The sequence below is a fragment of the Streptomyces sp. Tu 3180 genome, assembly GCF_009852415.1.
In the GTDB taxonomy this organism is placed as follows: Bacteria; Actinomycetota; Actinomycetes; order Streptomycetales; family Streptomycetaceae; genus Streptomyces.
In genome coordinates, this window is sequence record NZ_WOXS01000002.1 from 4,931,850 (window position 1) to 4,957,550 (window position 25,701).

The following is a 25,701-nucleotide window of genomic DNA, read 5'->3' on the forward strand; positions in this document are numbered from 1 at the left end:
CACGACCGAAGGGCGGTCACCCCGGGCGGGGTGGCCGCCCTTCGGCGTTCCCCGGAAGCCGGCGCGGGCGTCTTTTCCGTCCGTACCCGTGCCGGAACGTCCGCTCCGGCGCATCATGGAGGGACCCGGTGCGACGGGGGAGATGGTGCTCGGTGTCGTATTCGCCGTATCCGCAGTGGCAGCCCTGGCAGCAGGGACACGGCGGACCGCAGCCGTGGGGCGGGCGGACCGTCCCGTCCATGCGTGCCTCGCACGCCGAGCGGGAGCGGGCCGTGGACGTCCTGAGAGCCGGCTACGGGGAGGGGCGGCTGGAGAAGCCCGAGTTCGACCGGCGCGTCGCGCGGGCGTACGAGGCCCGTACGGTGGGCGAGCTGGCGCTGCTGGTGGCCGACCTGCCGCAGGGACCCGTACCGCACGCCGGGACCGCCGTGCCGGCGGTGTTCCTGCCGGCGCCCCGGGCGCGGGTGAACGGCAAGGCGGTCGCCGCGGCCGTCTGCGGCGGGCTCTGCCTGGTCACCTTCGGGCTCACCGGCATCCCGGCGGTCGTCCTGGGGCACGCGGCGCGCGCCGAGATCGCGCGCACCGGAGAGGAGGGCGACGGGCTGGCGCTGACCGGGCTGGCGCTCGGCTGGCTGGCGAACGCGGCGTGGGCCGTCCTGATGTTCCTGTCGTTCGCACTGGCACTGGCGTCCGGTTGACAATCGAAGATCATCATCGGTGTATGCGTTTGACGTGCTCCGCGCGACCATGCGGGCAGAGCCCATTTGTTTTGACCGCAGCGAATGCGATAGGTACGCTCAGACCTTGTGCCTGGGGTGTGCCCTGGCCTTCGTGCGTGCCATCACACCGCACAGGGGGCTGAGAAAGGCCACCGCAATCCGCGCTTCTTTCTGCCTCGCGGCGGGAGTCCGCGGGATTCGACACACCCGACCGCGTGGGTCGGCGACGTTCCAGGTTAGCTGTACCCATCGGCACACAGAAACCGGAGAAGTAGTGCCTACGATCCAGCAGCTGGTCCGCAAGGGCCGGCAGGACAAGGTCGAGAAGAACAAGACGCCCGCACTCGAGGGTTCCCCTCAGCGTCGCGGCGTCTGCACGCGTGTGTTCACGACCACCCCGAAGAAGCCGAACTCGGCCCTGCGTAAGGTCGCGCGTGTGCGTCTGACCAGCGGCATCGAGGTCACCGCTTACATCCCGGGTGAGGGACACAACCTGCAGGAGCACTCCATCGTGCTCGTGCGCGGCGGCCGTGTGAAGGACCTGCCGGGTGTTCGTTACAAGATCATCCGCGGCTCGCTCGACACCCAGGGTGTCAAGAACCGCAAGCAGGCTCGCAGCCGTTACGGCGCCAAGAAGGAGAAGTAAGAATGCCTCGTAAGGGCCCCGCCCCGAAGCGCCCGGTCATCATCGACCCGGTCTACGGTTCTCCTCTGGTGACCTCCCTGATCAACAAGGTGCTGCTGAACGGCAAGCGCTCCACCGCCGAGCGCATCGTCTACGGCGCCATGGAGGGCCTGCGCGAGAAGACCGGCAACGACCCGGTCATCACGCTGAAGCGCGCTCTCGAGAACATCAAGCCGACCCTCGAGGTCAAGTCCCGCCGTGTCGGTGGTGCCACCTACCAGGTCCCGGTCGAGGTCAAGCCCGGCCGTGCCAACACGCTGGCGCTGCGCTGGCTGGTCGGTTACTCCCGCGCCCGTCGCGAGAAGACCATGACCGAGCGTCTGCTCAACGAGCTCCTCGACGCCAGCAACGGCCTCGGCGCCGCTGTGAAGAAGCGCGAGGACACGCACAAGATGGCCGAGTCCAACAAGGCCTTCGCGCACTACCGCTGGTAGTCGCAGACCCCATCGAGACCGAGAGAAGACTGAAGCCTTATGGCTACCACTTCGCTTGACCTGGCCAGGGTCCGCAACATCGGGATCATGGCCCACATCGACGCGGGCAAGACGACCACCACCGAGCGGATCCTGTTCTACACCGGCGTCTCCTACAAGATCGGTGAGGTCCACGACGGCGCTGCCACCATGGACTGGATGGAGCAGGAGCAGGAGCGTGGCATCACGATCACCTCTGCTGCCACCACCTGCCACTGGCCGCTGGAAGACGTCGACCACACCATCAACATCATCGACACGCCGGGCCACGTCGACTTCACCGTCGAGGTGGAGCGTTCGCTGCGCGTGCTCGACGGTGCCGTGACGGTGTTCGACGGCGTCGCCGGCGTCGAGCCCCAGTCCGAGACGGTGTGGCGTCAGGCGGACCGCTACGGCGTTCCGCGCATCTGCTTCGTCAACAAGCTCGACCGCACCGGTGCCGAGTTCCACCGCTGCGTCGACATGATCTCCGACCGCCTGGGCGCGCAGCCGTTGGTCATGCAGCTGCCGATCGGTGCCGAGGCCGACTTCAAGGGCGTCGTGGACCTGGTCCGCATGAAGGCGCTCGTGTGGTCCGCCGAGGCGGCCAAGGGCGAGATGTACGACGTCGTCGACATCCCGGCCACGCACACCGAGGCCGCCGAGGAGTGGCGCGGCAAGCTGCTCGAGGCCGTCGCGGAGAACGACGAGGAGCTGATGGAGCTGTACCTCGAGGGCACCGAGCCCTCCGAGGAGCAGCTGTACGCGGCGATCCGCCGTATCACCATCGCGTCCGGCAAGGGCGGCGGCACCACCGTCACCCCGGTGTTCTGCGGCACCGCGTTCAAGAACAAGGGCGTCCAGCCCCTGCTCGACGCGGTCGTGCGCTACCTGCCCTCCCCGCTCGACGTCGAGGCCATCGAGGGTCACGACCCGAAGGACGCGGAGACGGTCGTCTCCCGCAAGCCGTCGGACGACGAGCCCCTCGCCGCGCTCGCGTTCAAGATCATGAGCGACCCGCACCTCGGCAAGCTCACCTTCGTCCGCGTGTACTCCGGCCGTCTGGAGTCCGGCACCCAGGTGCTGAACTCCGTGAAGGGCAAGAAGGAGCGCATCGGCAAGATCTACCGCATGCACGCCAACAAGCGTGAGGAGATCGAGTCGGTGGGCGCCGGCGACATCGTCGCCGTCATGGGCCTGAAGCAGACCACCACCGGTGAGACGCTGTCCGACGACAAGAGCCCGGTGATCCTGGAGTCCATGGACTTCCCGGCGCCGGTCATCCAGGTCGCCATCGAGCCCAAGTCGAAGGGCGACCAGGAGAAGCTCGGCGTCGCGATCCAGCGCCTGGCCGAGGAGGACCCGTCCTTCCAGGTCCACTCGGACGAGGAGACCGGCCAGACCATCATCGGCGGTATGGGCGAGCTGCACCTCGAGGTGCTGGTCGACCGCATGCGCCGTGAGTTCAAGGTCGAGGCCAACGTCGGCAAGCCGCAGGTCGCGTACCGCGAGACCATCCGCAAGTCGGTCGAGAAGGTCGAGTACACCCACAAGAAGCAGACGGGTGGTACCGGCCAGTTCGCCCGCGTCATCATCGCGATCGAGCCGATCGAGGGCGGCGACGCCTCGTACGAGTTCGTCAACAAGGTGACCGGTGGCCGCGTGCCGAAGGAGTACATCCCTTCGGTCGACGCCGGTGCGCAGGAGGCCATGCAGTTCGGCATCCTCGCCGGCTACGAGATGACCGGTGTCCGCGTGACGCTGCTCGACGGTGCCTACCACGAGGTGGACTCCTCCGAGCTCGCGTTCAAGATCGCCGGTTCGCAGGCCTTCAAGGAGGCCGCGCGCAAGGCTTCGCCCGTGCTCCTCGAGCCGATGATGGCCGTCGAGGTCACCACGCCCGAGGACTACATGGGTGAAGTCATCGGCGACATCAACTCCCGCCGTGGCCAGATCCAGGCCATGGAGGAGCGGGCGGGTGCCCGCGTCGTGAAGGGCCTCGTGCCCCTGTCGGAGATGTTCGGCTACGTCGGAGACCTCCGCAGCAAGACGTCGGGTCGCGCAAGCTACTCGATGCAGTTCGACTCCTACGCCGAGGTTCCGCGGAACGTCGCCGAGGAGATCATCGCGAAGGCCAAGGGCGAGTAACGGACCCCGTTCACACGCTTTAGGCTTGACCCCGGAGCCTGCAAGGGGTGTTCCGCCGCCACCGTGGCGGAACACCCCGGGCCCGGGTTTCCCAGCAAAGATCACCTGGCGCCGATGAGTAAGGCGTACAGAACCACTCCACAGGAGGACCCCAGTGGCGAAGGCGAAGTTCGAGCGGACTAAGCCGCACGTCAACATCGGCACCATCGGTCACATCGACCACGGTAAGACGACCCTCACGGCCGCCATTACCAAGGTGCTGCACGACGCGTACCCGGACATCAACGAGGCTTCGGCGTTCGACCAGATCGACAAGGCTCCCGAGGAGCGCCAGCGCGGTATCACCATCTCCATCGCGCACGTCGAGTACCAGACCGAGACGCGTCACTACGCCCACGTCGACTGCCCCGGTCACGCGGACTACATCAAGAACATGATCACGGGTGCGGCGCAGATGGACGGCGCCATCCTCGTGGTCGCCGCCACCGACGGCCCGATGCCGCAGACCAAGGAGCACGTGCTCCTGGCCCGCCAGGTCGGCGTTCCGTACATCGTCGTCGCCCTGAACAAGGCCGACATGGTGGACGACGAGGAGATCCTGGAGCTCGTCGAGCTCGAGGTCCGTGAGCTCCTCTCCGAGTACGAGTTCCCGGGCGACGACGTTCCGGTCGTCAAGGTCTCCGCTCTGAAGGCCCTCGAGGGCGACGAGGAGTGGGGCAAGTCCGTCCTCGAGCTCATGAAGGCCGTGGACGAGTCCATCCCGGAGCCCGAGCGTGACGTCGACAAGCCGTTCCTGATGCCGATCGAGGACGTCTTCACCATCACCGGTCGCGGTACGGTCGTCACCGGCCGCATCGAGCGTGGTGTCCTCAAGGTCAACGAGACCGTCGACATCATCGGCATCAAGCCGGAGAAGACCTCCACCACGGTCACCGGCATCGAGATGTTCCGCAAGCTGCTCGACGAGGGCCAGGCCGGTGAGAACGTCGGTCTGCTGCTCCGCGGCATCAAGCGCGAGGACGTCGAGCGCGGCCAGGTCATCATCAAGCCGGGCTCGGTCACCCCGCACACCGAGTTCGAGGCCCAGGCCTACATCCTGTCGAAGGACGAGGGTGGTCGCCACACCCCGTTCTTCAACAACTACCGCCCGCAGTTCTACTTCCGTACGACGGACGTGACCGGCGTCGTGACCCTCCCCGAGGGCACCGAGATGGTCATGCCGGGTGACAACACCGAGATGAAGGTGGAGCTCATCCAGCCCGTCGCCATGGAAGAGGGCCTGAAGTTCGCCATCCGTGAGGGTGGCCGGACCGTGGGCGCCGGCCAGGTCACCAAGATCACCAAGTGAGCTTGCTGATCTGACCTGGTAGCTCCCTCGCGAGCGCCTGGCACCTGAAGGGGCCCGCACGACTCCGGTCGTGCGGGTCCTTTCGTCATGCGGCTTCGACTTCGCCGCCGGTGGTGTCACTCGATCGCGCGAATGATGTGGCATGTGCGGGAGGCACATGCCGTCCCGCCCCTGGCTTCGCCTCATGGTCAGCTCATCCCATGAGGCCCTGCACCGGATCTTCCAGCAGGACCCGGGCCTCTTCGCCCGCGCCGCCAGGAATCTCGGCGTCTCCTTCCCCCCACCCGTCTCCAGCTCCGAGCTCTCCACCGACCTCACGGAGACCCAGCCCCTGGAGCGCCGGGTGGACACGCTGCTGCGGATGGACACCGAGGACGGCAGCTTCCTCCTCGCGGTGGAGTCACAGGGGGAACCGGACTCGCGCAAGCCTGCGAGCTGGGCGTACTACCTCTCGTACGCGTACGCCAAGTACCGCGTTCCGCCGGTACTCCTCGTCGTCTGCGCGGACCGGGGACGGCCGCCTGGGCGGCCCACCAGGTCGACATCGGACCGCCGCAGTGGCCCTCGCTCACCCTGCGGCCCCTGGTCCTGGGCCCCGACGATCTCCCGGTGATCGACAGTCCCGACGAGGCCGCCCGCGACATCCCCCTCACGGTGCTGTCCGCGGCTCTGCACCGCCGTGACCCGGACGCCGATGCCATACTGAACGCGCTGGCAAAGGCACTGAAGGGCCTGTCGGCCGACGACGAGAGCGCTGCAGGCACATTCATCGAGCTCATGGAACAAGGCCTCGGCAAGACGCCGGCCGCAGATCTCTGGAGGCATCTCAGGGCCGTCGACCTCTCCTTCTTCCAGTCGGAAACCGCTCAGAGGCCCCGGGCGGAGGGCCGTGAGAAAGGCCGGGAAGAGGGCCGGGAAGAAGGCCGGGAAGAGGGTCTGGCCGAGGGCCGGGCGAAGGACCTCTTGCTCCTGCTGAGTCATCGGGGCGTCGAGGTCTCCGGAGAGGACCGGGAACGCATCGTCGGCTGCGGTGATCCCGACGTGCTGGGGTTCTGGTTCACACGGGCCCTCACGGCCGCGTCGACGGCGGAGACCTTCGCGTCGGACGGGGGGACCGGGTCCGCGGGCTGATGGACCTTTCCCTGTTCCAGTCGCAGACCGCTCAGAGGCTCCGGGCGGAGGGCCGGGCCCAGGCACGACGCGAAAGCGTGCTGCTCCTGCTCGAGCACCGGGGCGTCCATGTGTCCGAGGAGGAGCGGGAGCGCATCAACGGCTGCCGGGACCTCGGCACGCTGGGCGTCTGGTTCACGAGGGCCGTCACCGCCACCTCGGCAGCCGATGTCCTCGTGGCCGAAGGGCCCTGGGACGGCTCGTGCGCGAGGGGGAGCGGCTCCTGAGGGCGGGGAGCGGTACGCGGTGGCGTCCTGGCCGGTCGGACGCCGATGCCGACGACCGGTGCCCCGGCCCGGTGATCGCCGGGCCGGGGCGGGGCGGGACGGGGTCAGGTGTGGCTCACACGCGCTGCCACAGCGCCGGGACGTTCGGGGGCTCCCAGCCGGTCCGGGCCTGGTGGCCCTGGAGGCAGCGGTAGGTGGCGCCGCCGTAGGTCACCGTGTCGCCCGGCCGGTGGACGGTGCCGGCCGACCAGGTGCCGCCCGGCTCCTCGGGCGGCTCCTCGCCGCCGTCGCCGTTCGTCTTCAGGGTGAGGCCGTAGTTCTGGAGCAGCGGGTTGATCGGCTGGAAGAAGGTCGTGCCGCCGCTGCCGCAGTTGCCCGAGCCGCCCGAGGTGACGCCCTGGGCCTGGCTGCCGGAGAGGTAGGAACCGCCCGAGTCGCCCGGCTCGGCGCACACCGAGGTGCGGGTGACACCGGTGAGGGTGCCCTCGGGGTAGGTCACGCTGGTGTCGTGCTGCTGGACGGTGCCGCAGTGCCAGCCGGTGGTGGAGCCGGAGCGGCACACCGAGGAGCCGACCGGCGCCTGTGCGGACCCGGTGACCTGGACGTTCCGGCCGCCGGCGCCCCTGACGTACGGCGTCGCCGTCCACTGCGCGTTGGTGGCCACCCACGCCATGTCGCGGCCGGGGAAGACCGAGCCCTGGAAGGTGCCCTGGGCCACCCGGTTGTGGCCGCTGGTGCCCGCCCCGGCCCGTTCGCAGTGTCCGGCCGTGGCGTAGCCCTGCTGGGTGCCCCTGGTGACGGGGAAGCCGATCGAGCAGCGGCCGCTGGTGCCGATGTGGTACGCCTCGCCGCCCCGCAGGTCGTACAGCGCGCGGGGCCGTTCGGCCGACGTCTCGATCCGGGCCAGGGAGCCGTCGACGCCCGCCGCCGACAGCAGGGCGCGGGCCGCGGACGGCCGTACCGCCTGCACCACGACCGCGTTCGTGCGGACGTCGACGTACCGGACCGGCGTGTCCGTGCCGCCCTTCCGTGCCACCGCCCGGTCCAGGCGCGCCCTGGCGGCGTCCAGGTCGGCCAGGGAGTGGCGTACGACGGTGGCCTCGGCACCCCGTGCCTCGATGACCGGTACGGCGTCGGCGTCCGTCGTCGCCACGGTCAGGGTTCCGGACTCGGCGCCGCGCACCCAGGCGCCCGCGAAGTCACCGCCGAGCGCGATCCGCAGGCGGCCCGCCGTGGCCCCGGCCTCCGCCTCGTTGGCCAGCCGCCGCCCGGCCTGTCCCCGGTCCAGGCCGAGGTCGCGTTCCATGGCCTCGAGCAGGGCGGGCGGGGCGGCGTCGGTGCGCAGCGTCTCGGCGGCCGAGGGCGCGGCGGGAGGCGCGGCGGCGGCCGGCCCGGCGCTCGCGGAGCCGCTGAGCCCGGCCACGAGCAGGGCGGCCGTCGCCGTGACGGCGGCACCCACGGCTCTGGTGTGTCGGTGTGGGTGGGGCATGGGGGATCTCCTCGGTTTCGGTGGGGAGGTGCCGAAACCGTAGGAAGGGGCGACCGGCCGCGGTAAGACGTCGGCCGGCCCTCTGCCCGGTGTTATGGAACCCGTCCGGCGGGTCAGGACACCGCCTCGGGGGGCGCGCCGCGGCGCACGGCGCGCCACGCGGTGTAGCTGTCGCTGCCCGCCGCCACGCCCGCATGGGCCGTCCGGGCCTGGGACAGGACGGTCGCGGCGGTCTCCTCGGGCTGCGTCACCGGGTGCCAGCCCAGCAGGTGACGCCAGGTCAGCGGGGTGCCCGTGAGCGGCCGGGTGAGGATCCCGGGGGTGGTCGGGAAGGTCGCCCGGCACATCCCGACCGCCCGGCCCACCTGCACCAGATGGACCAGGGAGGCGGTGTCCGTCTCGTACATGCGGCGCGGTGTGAACCCGGCGCGGGCGCAGGCCGCGGTGAAGCAGTCGCCGAAGCAGCCGTCACCGGGCACGCAGGCCCACTCCTCGCCGGCCAGCTCGGCCAGGTCCACTTCCGCGCGGCGGGCGAGCGGGTGGGCCGGCGGCACCATGACGAACACCGGGTCGACCGCGATCTCCCGCCAGACCAGGCCCTCGGCGCCGGGCGGGGAAGCGGAACCGCAGGTGCCGGCGAGGGCGAAGTCCAGTCTCCCCTCGGCCAGCAGGCCGGCCAGCTCCCGTTCGGACCAGGAGGTGCACGTCGTCACCCGCGCGTCGGGCACCGCGTCCGCCAGACGGTCCACCAGGGCGCCCAGGAGCGGGCCGTGGGTGCCGCCCAACCGGAAGCAGGCGGCCGTACGCGGGGCGCGGGCGAACCGCGCCGCCTCCCGCTGCAGCTCGGTCACCGCGGGCAGCACGACACGGGTGCGTTCCAGGACGAGCTCGCCGAGCGCCGTGACCCGTACGCCGTGCCGGCCGCGCTCGAACAGCTCACCGCCCAGGGCGCGCTCGATCCGCTTGAGCTGTGCGCTCAGCGCGGGCTGCGCCAGGCCCAGGTCGGTCGCCGCCCGGGTGAGGCTGCCCGCGTCAGCGATCGCCCGGATCGTCTTCAGATGCCGCAACTCCAGCTCCATGAGGGGAGCTTGCGGTGTGGCGGGGGCGGGGACAAGAGGTTGGTACGGACCTGATGGGGGAGGAGCGGGAGGGCCGCCGCGCCGGCCGCCCGGGCGGTGGTCAGTGCGGCCGGCGCAGTCCGGCGACGAGGAGGCCGACCAGCCGGCGTGCGTCGTAGCGGGGGTCGCTGTCCGCGCCGATGCAGAGGTTCCCCACGCCGCGCAGGAACCCGTAGGCGTCGATGTCGGCGCGGATCTCACCGGCGGCGGCCGCGGCTTCGAGCAGCTCGGCGCAGACGGGTACGAGGCGGTCCAGGAAGTAGGCGTGCAGCGCGTCGAAGCCGGCGTCGTCGGAGCGCAGTACGGCGGCGAGGCCGTGCTTGGTGACCAGGAAGTCGACGAACCGGTCGATCCACTGCCCCAGGGCGGCGTGCGGGGTCGCAGCGGTCTCCAGCAGGGCCGGGCCGGCCTCGGCGCAGGCGTCGACCTGGTGCCGGTAGACGGCGATGATGAGATCCGCCCGCGTCGGGAAGTGGCGGTAGATGGTGCCGAGCCCGACGCCGGCCCGGGCCGCGATGTCGCGCACCGGGGCGTCCACGCCCGAGGTGAGGAAGACCGCGGCGGCCGCGTCGAGCAGCGCCTCCTTGTTGCGCCGGGCGTCCTTCCGCCTGGGTCCGGGCGCGTCCGACCGCGGTGCGTCCGGCCGGGCCGTGCGCTCCGCGTCCTCGTCGTCCTCGTCTCCGTGATGCACCGCGCCGTTCCCTCCGCCGTCGTGCTTGTCAAAACGGAACGGTGTTCCGTATCGTCGTTCCGGAACGCTGTTCCGTTTGTTCATGATGGCAGAGCGGGGGCCGGCGGCCAAGCCGTGCCTCGTCCGTCGCGTCACCACCGTCATGGTCACCACCGTCATGACCACCGCCACGGTCACCGTCCCCGTCAGCACGCCACCGCGCTTCACCCGCGATGAGGAGACACGGTCATGCAGTACCGCACTTTGGGCCGCACCGGTGTGCAGGTCAGCACCCTGGCGCTCGGCGCGATGAACTTCGGCGCCATCGGGCGCACCACCCAGGAGGAGGCCACCGCCCTCGTCGACGCCGCCCTGGAGGGCGGCGTCAACGTCATCGACACCGCCGACATGTACGGCGGCGGCGAGTCGGAGGAGATGGTCGGCAGGGCCATCGCCGGCCGCCGCGACGACATCGTGCTGGCCACGAAGGCGGGGATGCCGATGGGGGGCGAGCGCAACCACTGCGGCGGTTCGCGCCGCTGGCTGGTCACCGCGCTGGAGGACAGCCTGCGCCGCCTCGGCGTCGACCACGTCGATCTCTACCAGATCCACCGGTGGGACCCGGACACCGGCGACGAGGAGACGCTGTCGGCCCTGACCGATCTGCAACGCGCCGGAAAGATCCGCTACTTCGGCTCCTCGACCTTCCCGGCGTACCGCATCGTGCAGGCGCAGTGGGCCGCCCGCGAGCATCACCTGGGCCGTTACGTCACCGAACAGCCCAGCTACTCGATCCTGCAGCGCGGCATCGAGGCCCACGTGCTGCCGGTGGCCGAGGAGTACGGGCTCGGTGTGCTGGTGTGGAGCCCGCTGGCCTCGGGCTGGCTGTCGGGCGCGATCCGTGCGGGCCGGGAGATCACCACCAGCCGCTCGGCGTTCATGCCGGAGCGCTTCGACACCGCCCTCCCGGCCAACCGGGCCAGGCTCGACGCCGTCGAGCGGCTGGCCGGGGTCGCCGACGAGGCCGGCCTGACCATGATCCAGCTGGCGCTCGGCTTCGTGACCGCGCACCCCGCCGTGACCGGCGCGCTCGTCGGCCCGCGCACACCGGACCACCTGCACGCGCAACTCGCCGCCGCGGACACCGTGCTCCCCGCCGACGTGCTGGACGCGATCGACGCGATCGTCGCCCCCGGTGTCGACCTGGCCCCCCACGAGAAGCACGACACCCCGCCCGCGCTGCTCGACCCGTCGCTGCGACGCCGCTGACCGCCCGAGGAGCGGCCCCCTTCCCTCCTCGCCGCCGGGCCCGACGCGCCCGCCCTCCGCCGCCCTCCGCGGCGGCCGGGGCGGGCGCGTCGGCGTGCGGACCCCTGCACGGGTATTGACGGGCCGCTCGGCCAGACCTTAGCGTCCGCCCATCCCTAATGTTTCGGCTCCGACTTCGAAACATTCGAGAACGACGATCGGAATGAGACTCCCCGCATGAGACCCATTCGTTTCGCCACCGTGGCCCTCGCCGCGGCCACCCTGTCCCTGCCGCTCGTGGCGGGCGCGGCCACGGCCGCCCCGTCGGCCGACCGGCAGGCGGCACCGCACTCCGAAGCCCGGTTCGACCGGCTGCGCCAGGCCGCTCCCGAGGGATTCGTCGTGGGCACCGCCGTGGCGGGCGGCGGCCACCACCTGGAGCAGGCCTACCCGGACCCGTTCACGCACGACAGGCAGTACCGGAAGATCCTGGCGCGCCAGTTCAGCTCGGTCTCCCCCGAGAACCAGATGAAGTGGGACTTCATCCACCCCGAGCGGGACCGCTACGACTTCGGGCAGGCCGACGCCATCGTCGAGTTCGCCGAGCGCAACCGCCAGGTCGTGCGCGGCCACACCCTGCTGTGGCACAGCCAGAACCCGCAGTGGCTGGAGCAGGGCGACTTCTCGAAGGAGGAGCTGCGCGCCCTCCTGCGCGAGCACATCACCACCGTCGTCGGCCGCTACGCCGGCCGGATCCAGCAGTGGGACGTCGCCAACGAGATCTTCGACGACCAGGGCAGGCTGCGCACCCAGGACAACATCTGGATCCGCGAGCTGGGCCCGGGCATCGTCGCCGACGCCTTCCGGTGGGCCCACGAGGCCGACCCCGAGGCGAAGCTGTTCTTCAACGACTACAACGTCGAGAGCGTCAACGCGAAGAGCGACGCCTACTACGCCCTCACCCAGGACCTGCTCGAGCAGGGCGTGCCCGTGCACGGCTTCTCCGTGCAGGCCCACCTGAGCACGCGCTACGGCTTCCCGGGCGACCTGGAGGACAACCTGCGCCGGTTCGACGCGCTCGGCCTGGAGACGGCCGTCACCGAGCTGGACGTCCGCATGGACCTGCCGGAGAGCGGCGTGCCCACCGAGGAGCAGGAGCAGAAGCAGGCCGACTACTACCAGCGCGCGCTCGAGGCGTGCCTGGCCGTCGACGGCTGCAACTCCTTCACCATCTGGGGCTTCACCGACAAGTACTCGTGGGTGCCGGTGTTCTTCGAGGGCGAGGGCTTCGCGAACGTCATGACCGAGGACTTCGCCCGCAAGCCCGCCTTCTACGCCCTGCGGGACACCCTGAAGGAGGCCCGGGAGGAGGACTGCCGGAAGGACGGGAAGAAGGACCGGAAGGGCTGAGGAGGCCCGCCCGGCGTTCCTTCCCCTCCGTGACGAGGACCGCCCCCGGACCCGCCGCCCCCGGACCCGCCGCGCACGGCCGGTCCGGGGGCGGCGGCCCGCTCGGCGGGCGTCACGCCTTGCGGGCCACCGCCACGTAGGCCCCGCTGTGGACGCTCTCCTGGCCGGGGACCGGCTCTCCGAGCTCCGGGTGCCACTCCTCGGCCGCCACGATGCCGGGGGCGACGACCTCCAGGCCCTCGAAGAAGCGGGCGAACCGCTCCCGGTTGCGCATGTCCATGGTGAGCCCGCCCGCCCGGTACAGGTCGCGGACCTTGCGCGAGGCCTCCTCCGGGTGGAAGTCGGGGGTGAGGTGGGACATGATCAGGTAACTGCCCGGAGCCAGTGCGTCCTTGAGGCGCTCCACCAGCTCGTAGGCCCCGTCCTCGTCGCCGATGAAGTGCAGCAGCGCGATCAGGGAGAGCGCGACCGGCCGGTCGAAGTCCAGCGTCTCGCGGGCGTGTTCGACGATGGCGGCGGTGTCGCGGGCGTCCGCCTGCACGTAGTCCACGGCCCCTTCGGGGGTGCCCCGCAGCAGTGCTCCGGCGTGGGCCAGGACGATCGGGTCGTTGTCGCAGTACACGACCCGCGCGTCGGCGGCGACCTCCTGGGCCACCTGGTGCAGGTTCGGTTCCGTCGGGATGCCGGTCCCGATGTCGAGGAACTGGCGCGCCCCCTGGCCGGCCACCCAGCGGGTGGCGCGGTGCATGAAGGCCCGGTTCATCCGCGCCATGACGGGGATGACCGGCGCGAAGGACACGAGCTGCCTGCCCAGCTCCTCGTCCACCGGGTAGTTGTCCTTGCCGCCGAGGAACCAGTCGTACATCCGCGCGGGATGCGGCTTGCTGGTGTCGATCGGTACGGGGGTGCCCGTGCCGGAGTCCTGCTGCTCCACCGTGATTCCCCTTGTAGCGCCCGGGAGTTGACCTGCGACCGTGGGCGTCACGATAACCGCGCCCCGATCGGCGCGCCGCGCCGGGAGCCCTTCGAGGACGTCCGCGTACGCGTCCTCCGGGACGAGGAAGCGTTCCGGCGGATGTGGCAGCCGGGCCCGGTCGCCAGGAGCGGGAGCTCCCGCCGAGCCGGTGATGTTCACCCGCCCGAGTGAGCGCGGGTCCCGGACGGGAAAGGGTGGGGTTCGGTGGGGTCTTTCCCCCTCGTGTTCCTTCGGGGAAGGCGCTGACGGTGCCGGAGCTCGCGGGGTGGGGTTCCGGTCGCGCGGGGCGCGGCCTCGCCCGGGCCGCCCGGTGAGCAGGGCGCGCTCCGCCCGCTCGTCCGGCCGTCCTCGCCGCGACCGCTGTCGCGGCCTGCGTGCCGGTACTCGTCAACGCCGTCACCGCGGACGACACCGGGCCCGCCTCGCGGGGCGTCCGCTCCGGCGGCCGGCGCGAGAACGTATACGACTGCAAGGTCACCCGGGGGAGGTACGACGAGCCCCCCGGCTGCAAGAAGTCCCGGCGGGCTCCGGGTGGGGGCGTCAGATGTGAGCCCCGTGAGCGCTTCCCGGGGAAGTGCTCACGGCTTCGGGTGGGCCGTCGGCCCCGGCGGATCGGGGTGCCGAGGTGACCGGCGAGCGCCCCGCGCGGTGACCACGTCGCCTCGGAAGCCCGAGGGGCAAGGAGGGCGGCGGGGGCGTCCGGACCCGGTCCCCGTCCCGTTCTCCGTGCGTCAGGTCTCGAATAGCGGACGGTCGAGTCGCCTCCTTGCCGTTCCGGTTTACACAGAGGTAACACTGAAGCGTCGGCCGCCTCGGGCAACCACTCCTCGCGACCGCTGTCCTGCGCGCGGCAATGGCGCCGAGCGCCCACCACCGGCTCGTACCGTCTTCTCACCGGCTCGTGCCGGTGTCCGCCGCGCCAGAAAGGGACCCCCGCGTGACCTCACGACCCGACCCCAAGACCGTCCTCGACCGGCTGCGCACCGAGGTCGAGCGCCGCAACCCGGCGGAACCCGAGTTCCACCAGGCCGCGCGCGAGGTGCTGGAGACGCTCGCACCGGTGCTCGCGGCCCGGCCCGAGTACGCCGAGCCCGGGCTCGTGGAGCGGCTCGTCGAGCCGGAGCGGCAGATCATCTTCCGGGTGCCGTGGCAGGACGACGCCGGCCGGGTCCACGTCAACCGCGGCTTCCGGATCGAGTTCAACAGCGCCCTCGGCCCGTACAAGGGCGGCCTGCGCTTCCACCCCTCCGTGAACCTCGGGATCATCAAGTTCCTCGGTTTCGAGCAGATCTTCAAGAACGCGCTGACCGGGCTCGGCATCGGCGGCGGCAAGGGCGGCAGCGACTTCGACCCGCAGGGCCGCAGCGACGCCGAGGTCATGCGCTTCTGCCAGTCCTTCATGACCGAGCTGTACCGGCACATCGGCGAGTACACCGACATCCCGGCCGGTGACATCGGCGTCGGCGCCCGCGAGATCGGCTACCTGTTCGGCCAGTACCGGCGGATCACCAACCGCTGGGAGGGCGGCGTGCTGACCGGCAAGAGCGCCGGCTGGGGCGGCTCGCTGATCCGTCCGGAGGCGACCGGGTACGGCAACGTGCTGTTCGCGGAGGCGATGCTGCGCGCCCGCGGCGAGGACCTGGAGGGGCAGACGGCGGTCGTCTCCGGCTCCGGCAACGTCGCCATCTACACCGTCCAGAAGCTGGCGGCCCTCGGCGCCAACCCGGTGACCTGCTCCGACTCCAGCGGCTACGTCGTCGACGAGAAGGGCATCGACGTGGAGCTGCTGCGCCAGGTCAAGGAGGTCGAGCGCGGCCGGGTGAGCGACTACGCGCAGCGCCGGGGCGTCTCCGCCCGGTTCGTGCCGGGCGGGCGGGTCTGGGAGGTCCCGGCCGACGTCGCCCTGCCGTCCGCGACCCAGAACGAGCTGAACGCCGCCGACGCCGCCATCCTCATCCGCAACGGCGTGAAGGCGGTCTCCGAGGGCGCGAACATGCCCACGACGCCGGAGGCCGTGCAGCTCCTGCAGGAGGCCGGTGTCGCCTTCGGCCCCGGCAAGGCGGCCAACGCGGGCGGCGTCGCGGTCAGCGCGCTGGAGATGACGCAGAACGCCTCACGCACGTCGTGGAAGGCCGACCAGGTCGAGAACGAGCTGGCCCGGATCATGACCGACATCCACACCACCTGCGCCGAGACCGCCGAGCGCTACGGCGCCCCCGGCGACTACGTGACCGGGGCGAACATCGCCGGTTTCGAGCGGGTCGCGGACGCGATGCTGGCGCAGGGCGTCATCTGACGACGGCCGCGCCGCCTCGTCACGGCGTGGGGATGCCGGCCGGGCGGGCCGGGCGTCCGAAGCGGGCGGGGACGCCCGGTGAGTACAGCACGCTCACCGGCTCCCCGGCCGGCCTCGGCAGACCGGCCGCCGTGACCAGGTCCTCCTCGCACTCCACCAGCTCGGCCCGGTGCAGGGGCCAGCGCGGATGGGCGTTGGGCAGGTACACCGACCGCCCGAAGAAGGCGCCGTGCATGCCCCAGCGGGCGGTGAGGAAGTGCTCCAGCCCGGTCGGCTCCCCGATCGGCTCGCCCCTGCGCACGGTGATACGGCCGCCGGCGCCGCGCGGTCCGGGCCAGCGCCGGGAGCAGGTGTACGTCACCGTGTCGCCGTCGAGGTGCTCGACGCCCATCCGGGACCAGAGGTACGGCATCCGGAACCCCAGGCGGCCGACCGCCACCGGGATCAGCCGGGAGGCGTCCAGGGAGAGGAAGACGACCCCGCGCCGCCCGTGGGCGTCCACGGAGTAGAGGCGGACGTTGGTCTCCGGGAAGTTCCCGAGGTACGGGACACCCGGCAGCCGCAGCCACCCCACCCGGTGCATCCGGAACGCGACGAGACCCACGTACGTGGCCCCGTCCAGGGTGTCGGGCACGGTGCCCGGCGGCAGCAGCCCCGCCACGTCGGCCGGGTCCACCGCCCAGTGCACGAACGTCAGGTCCAGCCAGGACTGGGTGAGCAGCGGGCGCGCGATCGCCTCCGGCGGATCGGGCGTGACGGGCTGCGGTGTCGGCGGCACCACGCCAGTATCGCGGAGGGCGCGGAGCGCGGTGCCGAGGGATTCGCGCGGTCCGGCCGTCGTAGGGTCATCGGTCCACGAGCGCTCCGGGAGAAGACGCCGGTCACCTCGGTCTCGCCGGGACGGCGCAGGCGTGCGCGGCCGTCGCTGCGGGGCCGTGGGCGACGGGTGACGGCCGTTGCGTGACGGAGGAATCGCTCGCGCGTGACGTCTTCGGTCCGCTCGGCGGAGTGGTGGAGACCGGAGCCGTGAACGCCACCGGCACCTGGCGCCTCGCCGACGTGTCGGTGGGCGACTTCCTGGACCGGCGGCGGGCCGGCCTGCGCCTGCTGCTGCACGGCGTCCGGCCGGTCGGCGGGTTCGGCCGCGCGGCCATGGGGAGCGTCGGGGAACCGGGGTGGCTCCGCCCGCACGAGGTGTCCGCGGCGTCGCTGCTCCTGCGGTCCGGTGGCGTGACCGGAGTTCCCGGGCGACTGCGGGAGCCCGGGGCGCCGGCCGTCGTCCGGCGGATGTGCCGCGCGGGCGCGGATCTGCGGGTGACGCGCCTCCTGCACGCATGGATCACGGCGGCCGTCGCGGCCCGGACGGACGCCCGTCAGGGTGCGCGCGAGGCGGCGGCGGTGCCGGGGACCGCCTGCGGCCTCGTGGACCCCGGCGGCCGCGTCGTCCCGGCGGACGCCGTCAGGATGTGGCGCGTCGCCCGCCTCGTGGGCGTGCTGCGGCCCGCGTCGGACGCGCCGGACGGCGGCAGGGCCGGTTTCCGGGCGTACGACCACGCGCCGGCGAGGTGCTCGCCGTGCAGACGACCGGCCGGTCCCGTGGCACGCGGAGAACGCGGAGAGCGCGGAGAGCGCGGAGAGCGCGGAGAGCGCGGAGAGCGCGGAGAACACGGAAACCGTGCGGTGGGACGGTGCCGGAACGGACGCCCGAGTCGGTGAGGGCACGCCGGCCGATGAGTTCGGGGAGGGGTTCTGCGGGGTCCCGGAGAACCCGGGACGCGGGGACACGCCGTCCGTCGGTGCGGAGCTGCGTTTGATCTGCGCCACTCCCGGGGTAATCTCTTCCGCCCGATTGGCCAGCCCGCTGCCCTCTGTGGCAGACTGTCGGAGTTGCTCGGTCGAGTGTTGATGCTGCGCGCCTCCCGCCGGGAGGACCGGAAGCGAGTCCCACAGTACTCGTCGTCCCTGATCAGGGGCGGACGTACGGGAATCTTCCGGGAAGCGTGGGCGCGGCGCCGGCCAGGCACCCGGTGGGCCTTTCGCCCCCGGTCCACGGTTCTGGTAGGGCCGTGTCAATCCCGCGGGGATGTTCGAACAAGGGACATCCATGTCAGCGGGAGCGCGACACGCCCGACCGCGTGGGTCGGAGGACGAGACCTGGGGCACCGGGTTCCAGAGCGTAAAGAGAGACAGGACTACGAAGTAGCCATGGCGGGACAGAAGATCCGCATCCGGCTCAAGGCCTACGACCACGAGGTCATCGACTCCTCGGCGAAGAAGATCGTCGAGACGGTGACCCGCACTGGTGCGTCGGTCGCGGGCCCGGTGCCGCTGCCCACTGAGAAGAACGTGTACTGCGTCATCAAGTCGCCGCACAAGTACAAGGACTCGCGCGAGCACTTCGAGATGCGCACGCACAAGCGCCTGATCGACATCCTCGACCCGACCCCCAAGACCGTTGACTCTCTGATGCGACTCGACCTCCCGGCCGGTGTCGACATCGAGATCAAGCTCTGAGGCCGGTGATCTGAAGAGATGGCTAAGCAGATCAAGGGCATCCTGGGCGAGAAGCTCGGTATGACGCAGGTGTGGGACGAGAACAACCGTGTCGTCCCGGTGACCGTCGTCAAGGCCGGGCCGAACGTCGTCACCCAGGTCCGCACGAACGACGTCGACGGCTACGAGTCCGTCCAGATCGCCTTCGGCGAGATCGACCCGCGCAAGGTGAACAAGCCCCTCAAGGGTCACTTCGCCAAGGCCGACGTCACCCCCCGTCGTCACCTCGTCGAGATCCGCACCGCGGACGCCTCCGAGTACACGCTGGGCCAGGAAGTCACCGCCGAGGTGTTCGAGGCCGGCGTGAAGGTCGACGTCACCGGCAAGAGCAAGGGCAAGGGCTTCGCCGGTGTCATGAAGCGTCACAACTTCAAGGGCCTCGGCGCCGGTCACGGCACCCAGCGCAAGCACCGCTCTCCCGGCTCCATCGGTGGCTGCGCCACCCCGGGCCGTGTGTTCAAGGGCCTGCGCATGGCGGGTCGCATGGGCAACGAGCGGGTCACCACCCAGAACCTGACCGTCCACGCCGTTGACGCGGAGAAGGGTCTGCTGCTCATCAAGGGCGCGGTTCCCGGTCCGAACGGCGGCCTCGTCCTGGTCCGCACCGCGGCCAAGGGGGCCTGAGGTAACCGATGAGCACTGTTGACATCCTTTCGCCGGCGGGCGACAAGGCCGGTACCGTCGAGCTCCCCGCGGAGATCTTCGGCGTTGAGAAGGTCAGCGTTCCGCTGATCCACCAGGTCGTCGTCGCGCAGCTGGCCGCTGCCCGCCAGGGCACCCACAAGACCAAGACCCGCGGCGAAGTCCGTGGTGGCGGCAAGAAGCCGTACCGCCAGAAGGGCACCGGTCGCGCCCGTCAGGGTTCGACCCGCGCGCCGCAGTTCGCCGGTGGTGGCGTCGTGCACGGTCCCGTGCCGCGCGACTACTCGCAGCGCACCCCCAAGAAGATGAAGGCTGCCGCTCTGCGTCACGCCCTCACCGACCGGGCGCGCCACAACCGCATCCACGTCGTCACCGGCGTGATCGAGGGTGAGACGCCTTCCACGAAGGCCGCCAAGACGCTGTTCGGCAAGATCTCGGAGCGCAAGAACCTGCTCCTGGTCGTCGACCGCGCCGACGAGGCCGCGTGGCTGTCCGCCCGCAACCTGCCCCAGGTCCACATCCTGGAGCCGGGCCAGCTGAACACGTACGACGTTCTCGTCTCGGACGACGTGGTCTTCACCAAGGCCGCTTTCGAGTCCTTCGTCGCCGGCCCGAACAAGGCCAACGACAACGAAGGGAGCGAGGCCTGATGGCTGCCCGTCACCCCTCCATCGCCTCCAAGGCGGCCAAGAAGGCGAAGGAGGCGCGCCTCAAGAAGGCCCGCCGCCACGCCACCGAGGGCAAGAACACCGTCGTCACCCCGGCGAGCAAGGCGTTCACGGACCCCCGTGACGTCCTGATCAAGCCGGTCGTGTCCGAGAAGAGCTACGCGCTGATCGACGAGAACAAGTACACGTTCATCGTCGCGCCGGGCTCCAACAAGACCCAGATCAAGGAGGCCGTCCAGGCGGTCTTCTCGGTCAAGGTCACCGGGGTCAACACGATCAACCGCATCGGCAAGCGCAAGCGGACCCGCACCGGCTTCGGCCAGCGTGCCGCCACCAAGCGCGCGATCGTGACCCTCGCCGAGGGCGACCGTATCGACATCTTCGGCGGTCCGACCGCGTAAGCGGTCAGGATCGTTCGATATCGGACGAGGACTGAGAAATGGGTATCCGCAAGTACAAGCCGACGACTCCGGGCCGTCGTGGCTCCAGCGTCGCCGACTTCGTCGAGGTCACGCGGTCCACGCCGGAGAAGTCGCTGGTCCGTCCCCTGCACAGCAAGGGCGGCCGTAACAATTCCGGTCGTGTGACCGTCCGCCACCAGGGCGGTGGCCACAAGCGCGCCTACCGCGTGATCGACTTCCGTCGTCACGACAAGGACGGCGTGCCGGCGAAGGTCGCGCACATCGAGTACGACCCCAACCGCACCGCGCGCATCGCGCTCCTGCACTACGCGGACGGCGAGAAGCGCTACATCCTCGCGCCGCGTGGCCTGAGCCAGGGCGACCGCGTGGAGAACGGCCCCGGGGCCGACATCAAGCCGGGCAACAACCTCGCCCTGCGCAACATCCCGGTCGGTACGACGCTGCACGCCATCGAGCTGCGTCCCGGCGGCGGCGCCAAGTTCGCCCGCTCCGCCGGCGCCTCGGTGCAGCTGCTCGCGAAGGAGGGCTCCATGGCCCACCTGCGCATGCCGTCCGGTGAGATCCGCCTGGTCGACGTCCGCTGCCGCGCCACCGTCGGCGAGGTCGGCAACGCCGAGCAGAGCAACATCAACTGGGGCAAGGCCGGCCGTAAGCGGTGGCTGGGCGTCCGCCCGACCGTCCGCGGTGTCGTGATGAACCCGGTCGACCACCCGCACGGTGGTGGTGAGGGCCGGACCTCCGGTGGCCGTCACCCCGTGTCCCCCTGGGGCAAGAAGGAAGGCCGTACTCGTTCGCCCAAGAAGGCGTCGAACAAGTACATCGTCCGCCGCCGCAAGACGAACAAGAAGCGCTAAGGACGGGTTGAGATGCCTCGTAGCTTGAAGAAGGGACCCTTCGTCGACGACCACCTGATGAAGAAGGTGGACGTCCAGAACGAAGCCGGTACCAAGAACGTCATCAAGACCTGGTCCCGCCGCTCGATGATCGTCCCGGCGATGCTGGGCCACACGATCGCGGTGCACAACGGCAAGACCCACATCCCGGTGTTTGTCACCGAGTCGATGGTCGGCCACAAGCTCGGCGAGTTCTCGCCGACCCGCACCTTCCGGGGCCACGTCAAGGAAGACCGGAAGTCGAAGCGCCGCTAGTCAGCGGGGTGCGAATGACCATGACAAACATCGAAGGGACAACCATGGAAGCCAGGGCCCAGGCGCGGTACATCCGCGTCACGCCCATGAAGGCCCGCCGTGTGGTGGACCTCATCCGTGGCATGGACGCCACGGAGGCTCAGGCGGTCCTGCGTTTCGCCCCGCAGGCCGCGAGCGTGCCGGTCGGCAAGGTGCTGGACAGCGCCATCGCCAACGCCGCGCACAACTACGACCACACCGATGTCGACAGCCTCTACATCTCCGAGGCCTACGTCGACGAGGGCCCGACCCTGAAGCGGTTCCGGCCGCGCGCCCAGGGCCGTGCCTACCGGATCCGCAAGCGGACCAGCCACATCACCGTGGTCGTCAGCAGCAAGGAAGGAACCCGGTAATGGGCCAGAAGGTAAACCCGCACGGGTTCCGGCTCGGTGTCACGACCGACTTCAAGTCGCGTTGGTACGCCGACAAGCTGTACAAGGACTACGTCAAGGAAGACGTCGCCATCCGTCGGATGATGACGTCCGGCATGGAGCGCGCCGGCATCTCCAAGGTCGAGATCGAGCGCACCCGTGACCGCGTCCGCGTGGACATCCACACGGCCCGTCCGGGCATCGTCATCGGCCGCCGCGGCGCCGAGGCCGACCGCATCCGCGGCGACCTCGAGAAGCTCACCGGCAAGCAGGTCCAGCTGAACATCCTCGAGGTCAAGAACCCCGAGACGGACGCTCAGCTCGTGGCCCAGGCCGTCGCCGAGCAGCTCTCCTCCCGCGTCTCCTTCCGCCGTGCCATGCGCAAGAGCATGCAGTCGGCGATGAAGGCGGGCGCCAAGGGCATCAAGATCCAGTGCGGTGGCCGCCTCGGCGGCGCCGAGATGTCCCGCTCGGAGTTCTACCGCGAGGGCCGCGTGCCCCTGCACACGCTCCGCGCGAACGTGGACTACGGCTTCTTCGAGGCCAAGACGACCTTCGGCCGCATCGGCGTGAAGGTCTGGATCTACAAGGGCGACGTCAAGAACATCGCCGAGGTCCGCGCCGAGAACGCCGCCGCCCGTGCGGGCAACCGCCCGGCCCGTGGTGGCGCCGACCGCCCGGCCCGTGGTGGCCGCGGTGGCGAGCGGCGCGGTCGCAAGCCGCAGCAGCAGGCTCCGGCTGCCGAGGCCCCCAAGGCCGACGCGCCCGCCGCCGCTCCGGCTGAGAGCACCGGAACGGAGGCCTGACCACCATGCTGATCCCCCGTAGGGTCAAGCACCGCAAGCAGCACCACCCCAAGCGCAACGGCATGTCCAAGGGTGGCACGCAGGTTGCGTTCGGCGAGTACGGCATCCAGGCGCTGACCCCGGCGTACGTGACGAACCGCCAGATCGAGGCGGCTCGTATCGCCATGACCCGCCACATCAAGCGTGGCGGCAAGGTCTGGATCAACATCTACCCGGACCGTCCCCTCACCAAGAAGCCGGCCGAGACCCGCATGGGTTCCGGTAAGGGTTCTCCGGAGTGGTGGATCGCCAACGTCAAGCCCGGACGCGTGATGTTCGAGCTGTCGTACCCCAACGAGAAGATCGCCCGTGAGGCGCTGACCCGTGCGGCCCACAAGCTGCCGATGAAGTGCCGGATCGTCAAGCGCGAGGCAGGTGAAGCGTGATGTCGGCCGGTACCAAGGCGTCCGAGCTGCGCGAGCTGGGCAACGAGGAGCTTCTGGCGAAGCTCCGCGAGGCCAAGGAAGAGCTGTTCAACCTCCGCTTCCAGGCGGCGACCGGTCAGCTCGAGAACCACGGTCGGCTGAAGGCCGTCCGCAAGGACATCGCGCGGATCTACACCCTGATGCGCGAGCGCGAGCTGGGCATCGAAACGGTGGAGAACGCATGAGCGAGAACAACGTGACCGAGAACACCGAAGCGCGCGGCTTCCGCAAGACCCGTGAGGGCCTGGTCGTCAGCGACAAGATGGACAAGACCGTCGTCGTCGCCGTCGAGGACCGCGTCAAGCACGCTCTGTACGGCAAGGTCATCCGCCGTACGAACAAGCTCAAGGCCCACGACGAGCAGAACGCCGCGGGCGTCGGCGACCGCGTCCTCCTGATGGAGACCCGGCCGCTGTCCGCGACGAAGCGCTGGCGCGTCGTCGAGATCCTCGAGAAGGCCAAGTAATTCTCCTGCGGGGCACCCCTCGCAGGACAGTTCCGCCAGGCTCCGGGGGCCGCTCGCTCATGCGGGTGAGCGGCCCCCGGGGAACCGGCAGACAAACAGGAGATAGACGTGATCCAGCAGGAGTCGCGACTGCGTGTCGCCGACAACACTGGTGCGAAGGAGATCCTTTGCATCCGTGTGCTCGGTGGCTCCGGTCGCCGCTACGCGGGCATCGGTGACGTCATCGTCGCCACCGTCAAGGACGCGATCCCCGGTGGCAACGTGAAGAAGGGTGACGTCGTCAAGGCGGTCATCGTTCGCACCGTCAAGGAGCGCCGCCGTCCGGACGGCTCGTACATCCGCTTCGACGAGAACGCCGCCGTCATTCTGAAGAACGACGGCGACCCTCGCGGCACCCGTATCTTCGGCCCGGTGGGCCGTGAGCTGCGCGAGAAGAAGTTCATGAAGATCATCTCCCTCGCGCCGGAGGTGCTGTGAGCATGAAGATCAAGAAGGGCGACCTGGTCCAGGTCATCACCGGCAAGGACAAGGGCAAGCAGGGCAAGGTCATTGCCGCTTACCCGCGCGAGGAGCGCGTCCTGGTCGAGGGTGTCAACCGGGTCAAGAAGCACACCAAGGCCGGTCCCACCGCTCGCGGTTCGCAGGCCGGCGGCATCGTGACCACCGAGGCCCCGATCCACGTCTCCAACGTCCAGCTGGTCGTGGAGAAGGACGGCAAGAAGGTCGTCACGCGCGTCGGTTACCGCTTCGACGACGAAGGCAACAAGATCCGCGTTGCCAAGCGGACGGGTGAGGACATCTGATGGCTACCACCACTGCTCCGCGTCTGAAGACGAAGTACCGCGAGGAGATCGCGGGCAAGCTGCGTGAGGAGTTCTCCTACGAGAACGTCATGCAGGTTCCCGGCCTCGTCAAGATCGTGGTCAACATGGGTGTGGGCGACGCCGCCCGCGACTCCAAGCTGATCGAGGGCGCCATCCGCGACCTCACCACGATCACCGGTCAGAAGCCGGCCGTCACCAAGGCCCGCAAGTCCATCGCGCAGTTCAAGCTGCGTGAGGGTCAGCCGATCGGTGCCCACGTCACGCTCCGTGGCGACCGCATGTGGGAGTTCCTGGACCGCACCCTGTCGCTCGCGCTGCCGCGCATCCGCGACTTCCGCGGCCTGTCCCCCAAGCAGTTCGACGGCCGTGGCAACTACACCTTCGGTCTCACGGAGCAGGTCATGTTCCACGAGATCGACCAGGACAAGATCGACCGTGTCCGGGGTATGGACATCACCGTGGTCACCACGGCGACCAACGACGAAGAGGGCCGCGCCCTTCTCCGTCACCTCGGCTTCCCGTTCAAGGAGGCGTGAGCGAGATGGCGAAGAAGGCTCTCATCGCGAAGGCTGCTCGCAAGCCCAAGTTCGGTGTGCGTGGCTACACCCGCTGCCAGCGCTGCGGCCGTCCGCACTCCGTGTACCGCAAGTTCGGCCTGTGCCGCGTCTGCCTTCGTGAGATGGCTCACCGCGGCGAGCTGCCGGGCGTGACCAAGAGCTCCTGGTAAACCGGGTAATTCCGGAATCCCAGGGCTCTCGGTAAGCAATGGGACGGCGGGAGGCCCGCTCCGTATGGCTTAGGCTTGCGGGGTTGGGCACCTGCCGTGCCCGTACGACTTACTACGCCGTAGGTCCACCGCGCCGCACCCGTCCCGTCTCGGATCGGGGAGAGGGATGGCGCACCAGGAAACCCCGGCGAGAGAGGCCGAAGGCCAATTCATGACCATGACTGATCCGATCGCAGACATGCTCACGCGTCTGCGGAACGCGAACTCGGCGTACCACGACTCCGTGGCGATGCCGCACTCGAAGATCAAGTCGCACATCGCGGAGATCCTCCAGCAGGAGGGCTTCATCACGGGCTGGCGCGTCGAGGACGCCGAGGTCGGCAAGAACCTCGTCCTCGAGCTGAAGTTCGGCCCGAACCGTGAGCGCTCCATCGCGGGCATCAAGCGGATCTCCAAGCCCGGTCTCCGGGTGTACGCGAAGTCCACCAACCTGCCGAAGGTGCTGGGCGGCCTCGGCGTGGCGATCATCTCCACGTCGCACGGGCTCCTCACCGACAAGCAGGCCGGCAAGAAGGGCGTGGGTGGGGAAGTCCTCGCCTACGTCTGGTAGCGGAA

General features: G+C 70.0%; 31 protein-coding genes and 1 pseudogene. 27 read left to right on the forward strand and 5 right to left on the reverse strand.

Going from position 1 to position 25,701, the window contains the following annotated elements; all coding sequences use genetic code 11:
- Positions 1–152 precede the first annotated feature (152 nt).
- The 7 genes and pseudogenes from GL259_RS23250 to GL259_RS23280 all read left to right on the forward strand — a co-directional run bounded on the left by GL259_RS23250 (position 153) and on the right by GL259_RS23280 (position 6,749).
- Positions 153–698 (forward strand): DUF1707 and DUF4190 domain-containing protein, encoded by a 546-nt coding sequence (locus tag GL259_RS23250; protein ID WP_159535287.1) that lies wholly within the window; start codon positions 153–155, stop codon positions 696–698.
- A gap of 295 nt (positions 699–993) precedes the next feature.
- On the forward strand, positions 994–1,365 hold the full coding sequence (rpsL, locus tag GL259_RS23255; RefSeq protein WP_003948652.1) for a 30S ribosomal protein S12: 372 nt from the start codon (positions 994–996) through the stop codon (positions 1,363–1,365).
- A 2-nt stretch (positions 1,366–1,367) separates the two neighbouring features.
- A complete protein-coding gene (rpsG, locus tag GL259_RS23260) occupies positions 1,368–1,838 on the forward strand; it encodes a 30S ribosomal protein S7 (RefSeq protein WP_003998848.1) in 471 nt (156 codons plus the stop codon).
- 39 nt (positions 1,839–1,877) lie between these two features.
- Positions 1,878–4,004 carry an elongation factor G gene (fusA, locus tag GL259_RS23265; RefSeq protein ID WP_159535288.1) on the forward strand — a complete coding sequence of 709 codons (2,127 nt, stop codon included), beginning with the start codon at positions 1,878–1,880 and terminating at the stop codon, positions 4,002–4,004.
- A 154-nt stretch (positions 4,005–4,158) separates the two neighbouring features.
- Positions 4,159–5,352 carry an elongation factor Tu gene (gene tuf / locus GL259_RS23270; RefSeq protein ID WP_159535289.1) on the forward strand — a complete coding sequence of 398 codons (1,194 nt, stop codon included), beginning with the start codon at positions 4,159–4,161 and terminating at the stop codon, positions 5,350–5,352.
- Positions 5,353–5,536: 184 nt separating this feature from the next.
- Positions 5,537–6,483, forward strand: a pseudogene (locus GL259_RS23275) (hypothetical protein).
- Positions 6,483–6,749 (forward strand): hypothetical protein, encoded by a 267-nt coding sequence (locus GL259_RS23280; protein WP_159535290.1) that lies wholly within the window; start codon positions 6,483–6,485, stop codon positions 6,747–6,749. Before GL259_RS23275 ends, GL259_RS23280 begins: the two are co-directional and overlap by 1 nt.
- A 115-nt stretch (positions 6,750–6,864) precedes the next feature.
- Here GL259_RS23280 and GL259_RS23285 read toward each other — a convergent pair whose 3' ends face one another.
- From GL259_RS23285 to GL259_RS23295, 3 genes are all read right to left on the reverse strand, one after another.
- Positions 6,865–8,238, reverse strand: a complete 1,374-nt coding sequence (locus GL259_RS23285; RefSeq protein ID WP_159535291.1) for an alpha-lytic protease prodomain-containing protein — start codon at positions 8,236–8,238, stop codon at positions 6,865–6,867.
- 113 nt (positions 8,239–8,351) lie between these two features.
- Positions 8,352–9,317: a LysR family transcriptional regulator gene (locus GL259_RS23290; RefSeq protein ID WP_159535292.1), complete on the reverse strand. Its 966-nt coding sequence runs from the start codon at positions 9,315–9,317 to the stop codon at positions 8,352–8,354.
- A gap of 100 nt (positions 9,318–9,417) precedes the next feature.
- A complete protein-coding gene (locus tag GL259_RS23295) occupies positions 9,418–9,933 on the reverse strand; it encodes a TetR/AcrR family transcriptional regulator (RefSeq protein WP_243762596.1) in 516 nt (171 codons plus the stop codon).
- A gap of 342 nt (positions 9,934–10,275) precedes the next feature.
- Between GL259_RS23295 and GL259_RS23300 the strand changes: the two genes are divergently transcribed.
- Entirely contained in the window at positions 10,276–11,295 is a 1,020-nt protein-coding gene (locus GL259_RS23300) for an aldo/keto reductase (protein WP_159535294.1), read from the forward strand.
- Positions 11,296–11,511: 216 nt separating this feature from the next.
- Complete coding sequence (locus GL259_RS23305; RefSeq protein ID WP_159535295.1) at positions 11,512–12,684, forward strand: endo-1,4-beta-xylanase; 1,173 nt, start codon at positions 11,512–11,514, stop codon at positions 12,682–12,684.
- A gap of 112 nt (positions 12,685–12,796) precedes the next feature.
- On the opposite strand, the gene GL259_RS23310 is transcribed toward GL259_RS23305, so the two are convergent.
- Positions 12,797–13,618: an SAM-dependent methyltransferase gene (locus GL259_RS23310; protein WP_159535296.1), complete on the reverse strand. Its 822-nt coding sequence runs from the start codon at positions 13,616–13,618 to the stop codon at positions 12,797–12,799.
- 979 nt (positions 13,619–14,597) lie between these two features.
- Here GL259_RS23310 and gdhA point away from each other — a divergent pair.
- The gene (gene gdhA / locus GL259_RS23315) at positions 14,598–15,956 is read left to right on the forward strand and encodes an NADP-specific glutamate dehydrogenase (protein WP_166461543.1); all 1,359 of its coding nucleotides are present in this window, start codon (positions 14,598–14,600) and stop codon (positions 15,954–15,956) included.
- Between the two features lie 19 nt (positions 15,957–15,975).
- On the opposite strand, the gene GL259_RS23320 is transcribed toward gdhA, so the two are convergent.
- A complete protein-coding gene (locus tag GL259_RS23320; RefSeq protein WP_159535297.1) occupies positions 15,976–16,734 on the reverse strand; it encodes a DUF2071 domain-containing protein in 759 nt (252 codons plus the stop codon).
- A 182-nt stretch (positions 16,735–16,916) separates the two neighbouring features.
- Between GL259_RS23320 and GL259_RS23325 the strand changes: the two genes are divergently transcribed.
- From GL259_RS23325 to rpsH, 17 genes are all read left to right on the forward strand, one after another.
- Positions 16,917–17,672: a hypothetical protein gene (locus GL259_RS23325; RefSeq protein ID WP_159535298.1), complete on the forward strand. Its 756-nt coding sequence runs from the start codon at positions 16,917–16,919 to the stop codon at positions 17,670–17,672.
- A gap of 489 nt (positions 17,673–18,161) precedes the next feature.
- Positions 18,162–18,470 (forward strand): 30S ribosomal protein S10, encoded by a 309-nt coding sequence (rpsJ, locus tag GL259_RS23330; protein ID WP_003948644.1) that lies wholly within the window; start codon positions 18,162–18,164, stop codon positions 18,468–18,470.
- An 18-nt stretch (positions 18,471–18,488) separates the two neighbouring features.
- Entirely contained in the window at positions 18,489–19,133 is a 645-nt protein-coding gene (gene rplC, locus GL259_RS23335; RefSeq protein WP_062706771.1) for a 50S ribosomal protein L3, read from the forward strand.
- Positions 19,134–19,141: 8 nt separating this feature from the next.
- Complete coding sequence (rplD, locus tag GL259_RS23340) at positions 19,142–19,801, forward strand: 50S ribosomal protein L4 (RefSeq protein WP_159535299.1); 660 nt, start codon at positions 19,142–19,144, stop codon at positions 19,799–19,801.
- Positions 19,801–20,220 carry a 50S ribosomal protein L23 gene (gene rplW, locus GL259_RS23345; protein ID WP_159535300.1) on the forward strand — a complete coding sequence of 140 codons (420 nt, stop codon included), beginning with the start codon at positions 19,801–19,803 and terminating at the stop codon, positions 20,218–20,220. Before rplD ends, rplW begins: the two co-directional genes overlap by 1 nt.
- Before the next feature lie 38 nt (positions 20,221–20,258).
- A complete protein-coding gene (gene rplB, locus GL259_RS23350; protein ID WP_010036731.1) occupies positions 20,259–21,095 on the forward strand; it encodes a 50S ribosomal protein L2 in 837 nt (278 codons plus the stop codon).
- Positions 21,096–21,107: 12 nt separating this feature from the next.
- Positions 21,108–21,389 carry a 30S ribosomal protein S19 gene (rpsS, locus tag GL259_RS23355; protein WP_086726223.1) on the forward strand — a complete coding sequence of 94 codons (282 nt, stop codon included), beginning with the start codon at positions 21,108–21,110 and terminating at the stop codon, positions 21,387–21,389.
- Positions 21,390–21,433: 44 nt separating this feature from the next.
- On the forward strand, positions 21,434–21,781 hold the full coding sequence (rplV, locus tag GL259_RS23360; protein ID WP_028420772.1) for a 50S ribosomal protein L22: 348 nt from the start codon (positions 21,434–21,436) through the stop codon (positions 21,779–21,781).
- Positions 21,781–22,605: a 30S ribosomal protein S3 gene (gene rpsC / locus GL259_RS23365; protein WP_004984527.1), complete on the forward strand. Its 825-nt coding sequence runs from the start codon at positions 21,781–21,783 to the stop codon at positions 22,603–22,605. The genes rplV and rpsC overlap by 1 nt, the downstream gene beginning before the upstream one ends.
- Before the next feature lie 5 nt (positions 22,606–22,610).
- A complete protein-coding gene (rplP, locus tag GL259_RS23370) occupies positions 22,611–23,030 on the forward strand; it encodes a 50S ribosomal protein L16 (protein ID WP_009190136.1) in 420 nt (139 codons plus the stop codon).
- Positions 23,030–23,254, forward strand: coding sequence for a 50S ribosomal protein L29 (rpmC, locus tag GL259_RS23375; RefSeq protein ID WP_007494763.1), 225 nt, complete (start codon positions 23,030–23,032; stop codon positions 23,252–23,254). Before rplP ends, rpmC begins: the two co-directional genes overlap by 1 nt.
- Positions 23,251–23,535, forward strand: a complete 285-nt coding sequence (gene rpsQ / locus GL259_RS23380; RefSeq protein WP_004984524.1) for a 30S ribosomal protein S17 — start codon at positions 23,251–23,253, stop codon at positions 23,533–23,535. Before rpmC ends, rpsQ begins: the two co-directional genes overlap by 4 nt.
- Positions 23,536–23,643: 108 nt before the next feature.
- A complete protein-coding gene (gene rplN, locus GL259_RS23385) occupies positions 23,644–24,012 on the forward strand; it encodes a 50S ribosomal protein L14 (protein ID WP_003998823.1) in 369 nt (122 codons plus the stop codon).
- A 2-nt stretch (positions 24,013–24,014) separates the two neighbouring features.
- Positions 24,015–24,338 (forward strand): 50S ribosomal protein L24, encoded by a 324-nt coding sequence (gene rplX, locus GL259_RS23390; RefSeq protein ID WP_004984523.1) that lies wholly within the window; start codon positions 24,015–24,017, stop codon positions 24,336–24,338.
- A complete protein-coding gene (gene rplE / locus GL259_RS23395; protein ID WP_159535301.1) occupies positions 24,338–24,895 on the forward strand; it encodes a 50S ribosomal protein L5 in 558 nt (185 codons plus the stop codon). Before rplX ends, rplE begins: the two co-directional genes overlap by 1 nt.
- A 5-nt stretch (positions 24,896–24,900) precedes the next feature.
- A complete protein-coding gene (locus tag GL259_RS23400) occupies positions 24,901–25,086 on the forward strand; it encodes a type Z 30S ribosomal protein S14 (RefSeq protein WP_003948630.1) in 186 nt (61 codons plus the stop codon).
- Positions 25,087–25,297: 211 nt separating this feature from the next.
- Positions 25,298–25,696, forward strand: coding sequence for a 30S ribosomal protein S8 (rpsH, locus tag GL259_RS23405; protein WP_055493175.1), 399 nt, complete (start codon positions 25,298–25,300; stop codon positions 25,694–25,696).
- The last annotated feature ends 5 nt before the right edge of the window (positions 25,697–25,701 follow it).